The organism is Streptomyces sp. NPDC059564 (assembly GCF_042735575.1).
Classification (GTDB): Bacteria; Actinomycetota; Actinomycetes; order Streptomycetales; family Streptomycetaceae; genus Streptomyces.
This window is the reverse complement of record NZ_JBHWBP010000514.1, coordinates 1-3,945: the sequence shown is the minus strand read 5'-3', so window position 1 is coordinate 3,945 and position 3,945 is coordinate 1. Positions and strand designations below refer to the sequence as shown.

The 3,945-nt window shown below is 73.7% G+C and carries 4 protein-coding genes; all 4 read right to left on the bottom strand.

Annotated elements, in window-relative coordinates:
• Positions 1 to 55 precede the first annotated feature (55 nt).
• The 4 genes from ACFV0Q_RS39280 to ACFV0Q_RS39265 are packed head-to-tail and all read right to left on the bottom strand — an operon-like array spanning position 56 to position 3,689.
• Complete coding sequence (locus ACFV0Q_RS39280; RefSeq protein WP_385012598.1) at positions 56 to 1,000, bottom strand: 3-hydroxyacyl-CoA dehydrogenase NAD-binding domain-containing protein; 945 nt, start codon at positions 998 to 1,000, stop codon at positions 56 to 58.
• Positions 997 to 2,064: an LLM class flavin-dependent oxidoreductase gene (locus tag ACFV0Q_RS39275; RefSeq protein ID WP_385012596.1), complete on the bottom strand. Its 1,068-nt coding sequence runs from the start codon at positions 2,062 to 2,064 to the stop codon at positions 997 to 999. The genes ACFV0Q_RS39280 and ACFV0Q_RS39275 overlap by 4 nt, the downstream gene beginning before the upstream one ends.
• A gap of 9 nt (positions 2,065 to 2,073) precedes the next feature.
• Positions 2,074 to 2,553 carry a nuclear transport factor 2 family protein gene (locus tag ACFV0Q_RS39270; protein WP_385012594.1) on the bottom strand — a complete coding sequence of 160 codons (480 nt, stop codon included), beginning with the start codon at positions 2,551 to 2,553 and terminating at the stop codon, positions 2,074 to 2,076.
• 56 nt (positions 2,554 to 2,609) lie between these two features.
• On the bottom strand, positions 2,610 to 3,689 hold the full coding sequence (locus ACFV0Q_RS39265; RefSeq protein ID WP_385012592.1) for a hydrolase: 1,080 nt from the start codon (positions 3,687 to 3,689) through the stop codon (positions 2,610 to 2,612).
• Positions 3,690 to 3,945 lie beyond the last annotated feature (256 nt).

The following is a 3,945-nucleotide window of genomic DNA, read 5'->3' as shown; positions in this document are numbered from 1 at the left end:
GTCCCGGTACGGCCCGCGGGCCGTACCGGGACTCCTGTCCGTGCGTGCGCGGGCCTCAGGCCCGGCTGTTGACCTCGCAGAGCGAGCGCAGGATCGCCGTCTGCTTGGCGTCCCGTTCCTTCACGTGCTCCTCGTACGTCTTCGAGCCGTACGCCGCCTCCGCCTGCTCGATGAGCGAGCGGATCGTCTCGTCGTCCATCGGGGGACGGCCGAGCTGCTCCCAGCCGCGCTCCAGACCGGAGCCGAGCGTGCCCAGCCACTTGCGCAGGCCGCCCTGCCCGCCGCCCAGGTGGAAGGCGAGGAACGGGCCGACGGTCGCCCAGCGCAGCCCGATGGAGTGCGTGACCACCCGGTCGAGCTCCTCCAGCGTGACGACGCCCTCGCGCACCAGGTGCACGGACTCGCGCAGCAGCGCCGACTGGAGGCGGTTCGCGGCGAACGCCAGGATCGGCTTGTGCAGGACCACCGGCACCCGGCCGACCGACTCGAAGAACAGCACGGCCTCCTCCACGGCCGCCTCGGACGTCCGCTCGCCGGCCACGACCTCCACCAGCGGCACCACGTGCGGCGGGTTGAAGGGGTGGCCCACGACCAGCCGGCTGGAGTCGGCCATCCGGGCGCCCATGTCGTCCGGGCTCAGGGTGGAGGTGGACGACAGCAGCAGCGCCGAGGCGGGGGCGGCCTTGCCGATCCGCTCGTACAGCTCCTGCTTGAGCTCCAGGTTCTCCGGCGCGTTCTCGACGATGACGCCGGCGTCCGCCACCGCCCGTTCCAGGTCCGGCTCGAAGCTCAGCCGCTCGGCGAAGCCCGCCGGATCGCCGCAGCCCTCGGGCAGGTACGGGGCGAACAGCGCCAGGCCCTCTGCGACGATGCGCGGCGCGTCCTCGCGCCGGCTGTTGACCCGTACGGTCAGCCCGTAGCCCAGGAACAGGGCGATCCAGCCCAGCCCGATGGTGCCCGCGCCGATCACGGTGACGACGCGCGTCTCCTCCTGGCTCATGCGCCCGCCCCCAGCTTCGGGATGACCCGCTCGGCCATCAGCCGCATCGTGGTGGCCGCGTCCTCGAAGGACAGGTGGCCCGAGTGCACGCCGAGGCTGATGGTGATGTCGTCACCGAACCACTCGGAGATCTCCTCCAGCTGGGCGCGCACCTGCTCGGGGGCGCCGATGAGCAGCTTGCGCTGCTCCATCTTGCTCTCGAAGTGGGAGGTCCTGGTGGCCTCCACCAGCTTCTCGTACCCGGGGTAGGCCTCGGAGCGGGTGGTGCCCCAGGAGGCGACGGCGTCCCGGATCGCCGCCGAGTTGCGGTCGTCGTCGTGGCGGCCCTTGGCACGGGCCTCCTCGCCGTCCTCGGCGACCACGCAGGGGTAGCTGAAGTGGATCTGCTCGGTGCCCGGCGTACGGCCGGAGGCGGCCCATTCGGCCCGGTAGAGCGCGAGGCGGCTCTGCAGCTCCTCGGTGGACATCACGTTCGGCACGGTCTGGAGGTTGTGCCCGTCGCGCCCCGCCTCGGCGCAGGACTCGGCGCTGCGCGCGGTCGTCACGAACACCGGCGGGTGCGGGTCCTGCACGGGCCGGGGCAGCAGGGTGACCGGCCCGAACCGGTGGAACCGCCCGTCGAAGACGACGTTCTCCTCGCTCCACAGCCGCTTGATGGCGTCGACGCCCTCGACGAACCGGTCCTTGGACTCGTCGATGGAGATGCCGAAGGCCTTGAACTCGTCCGGCAGGAAGGCCCGCCCGAAGGCGGCGTCGACCCGGCCGTTCGAGATGTTGTCCAGCATGGCCAGCTTCCCGGCCAGCTTCACCGGGTGCTGGAAGGCCGGGATGGTGGCGCTGGTGCCGAGCCGCACCCGCTTCGTACGGCCCGCGGCGGCGGCCAGGAAGGTCACCGGGTCCGGGCTGTAGCCGCCGTAGGGGAAGAAGTAGTGCTCGACCATCTTCACGTGGTCGAAGCCCAGTTCCTCGGCGAGGTCGACGAGCCGCAGCGCCTCGTCGAAGTACTGCTGGGCGGGCTTGTCGGCGGGGCCGACGGTGGGGAAGAAGACGATCCCGAATTTCACGTGGGCTCCTCAGCCTCGTCGGTCGCGGCCGGAGCCGTCGTGGTGGAGGTCCCGCTCGGCGACCTTCCAGGTGCCGTCGACGAGGACCAGGTGGTCGTGGCAGACGACGCTGGCGAAGATGTCGAGCTCGCCGCCGCGGGGCACGCGCATGGCCAGCGCGTAGCTGCGGGCGCGCAGCGAGCCGTCCGGCTCCGGACGGACGTCGAGCATGCCGAGCCAGTGCCGGAAGTCGATCCCGTCGGCCTCGAGCCGCTTCTTGCGGGCCCGCGAGGAGTCCCGGATGACGTCGCGGCCGCGCAGCGGCTCGTCGAGCCGGCTCGCCTCCTGGAAGACGGCGTCCTCGGTGAACGTGTCCGCCCACGCGTCGGGGAAGCCGTCGTCGAGGAGCCCCATCTGACGGGCGTAGAACTGCTGCACCTGCGTGTAGAGCTCGGCGCAGACGAAGGGCCGCGCCGCGCCGAGCGGGGTGCTGGAGGTGGAGTCGCTCATACGAGCTGCCTTTCCTGGGTGGGCCGGGGTGCCGGCGTGGCTTGCGTCGTCAGGGGTTACGGGGCGCCGATTCCGGCGGTGGGGGACAGCAGCCGCGATCCGTAGGCGCCGGCGGCCGGGTCGAAGCGCAGCGCCACGTGGCTCGCCAGGCTGTGCACGTCGCGCCAGATGCGCTGCAGGGGATGGGCGGCGAGCTGGCCGGAGCTGCCGGTCGCGCGGAGCAGCCGTTCGACGACCTCCACCAGCTGCTCGACGGCGTACGCGCAGTCGGCCGGCGTGCGCACCAGCTCCAGGGCGGTCGCCGCCGGGGCGTCCGCGACCCGGGCGGCCCGCGCCAGCAGCAGCTCGGCGCCGTCGACGGCGATCACCGCGCGGGCGGCGGCGGTGCGCAGCCCGAGGTCCTCCTCCTCCACGCCCGTACGGGAGTCCTCGGCCCACACGTGCAGGGCGGCGCGGGCCGCGCCGAGCGCGGGGGCGCCGAAGAGCAGGCCGCTGAGCAGCCGCAGCGGGGCGGTGTGGCAGCGGGCTCCGGAGCCGACGCTGTGGCCCTCGATCATGTCCTGGCGGGTGAAGCCGCGGTGGGCCGGCACGAAGACGTTGTCGGCGATCAGGGTGTTGCTCGCGGTGCCGCGCATCCCCACCGAGGTCCAGGTGTCGGCGACCCGGTAGTCCGCACGGGGCACGGCGAAGAACCACGGCACCCGCGCCCCGTCCTGCGGCACCAGCGCGCACACCAGTGCCCAGTCGGAGAACCCGACGGCGCTGGTGTAGTCCCACTCGCCGGTCACCCGCCAGCCGCCGGAGACCTCGGTGGCGCTGCCGCGCGGCATGAGGGCGCCCACCACGGTGGTGTCCGCGCCCTTGGCCCACAGCTCCGCCTGCCCCTCCTCGGGGAGGTAGGCGCCCATCCGGGCGGCGCCCGCGATGACCGAGGCGCACCACGCCGCGGAGGTGCAGCCCTGGGCGAGCGCGGAGACGCCCTCGAGCAGCCCGGCGGCCGAGCCGTCCCGGCCGCCCCAGCGGGCGGGTACGAAGTACCGGGCGAAGCCCGCGTCGACGATCCCCTCGGTCACGGTCGGCGACAGGGCCCGCTCGGTGTCGGCCCGGTCCGCGTACCGGACGGCTGTGGCGGCCAACTCCTGCGCCCTGACACGCAGATCCGTGTCCGATGTCGGGAAGCTTGGCATCAGGCCCACTTTCCTCGCTCGTTCGTGGCGGCACGCCGTGCGGGCGGCAGTGCGGCCACATTCGCCGCGCGGGATCCAGCTCCGCTGGAAAGGCACTCGACGGCGGACCCCGCGCACGGGCCCCGCGCGGGCCCGAACGCGGGCCGGGGCGCCCGGGGCGGGGGGGCGGGCACGGGGGCCCCCGGGGCGGGGGGGCGCCCCCCCC

What these genes read in the sequence shown, in the direction of transcription:
- ACFV0Q_RS39280 (WP_385012598.1), bottom strand. Translation starts at nt 1,000, where the DNA reads ATGAGCCAGGAGGAGACGCGCGTCGTCACCGTGATCGGCGCGGGCACC.
- ACFV0Q_RS39270 (WP_385012594.1), bottom strand. Translation starts at nt 2,553, where the DNA reads ATGAGCGACTCCACCTCCAGCACCCCGCTCGGCGCGGCGCGGCCCTTC.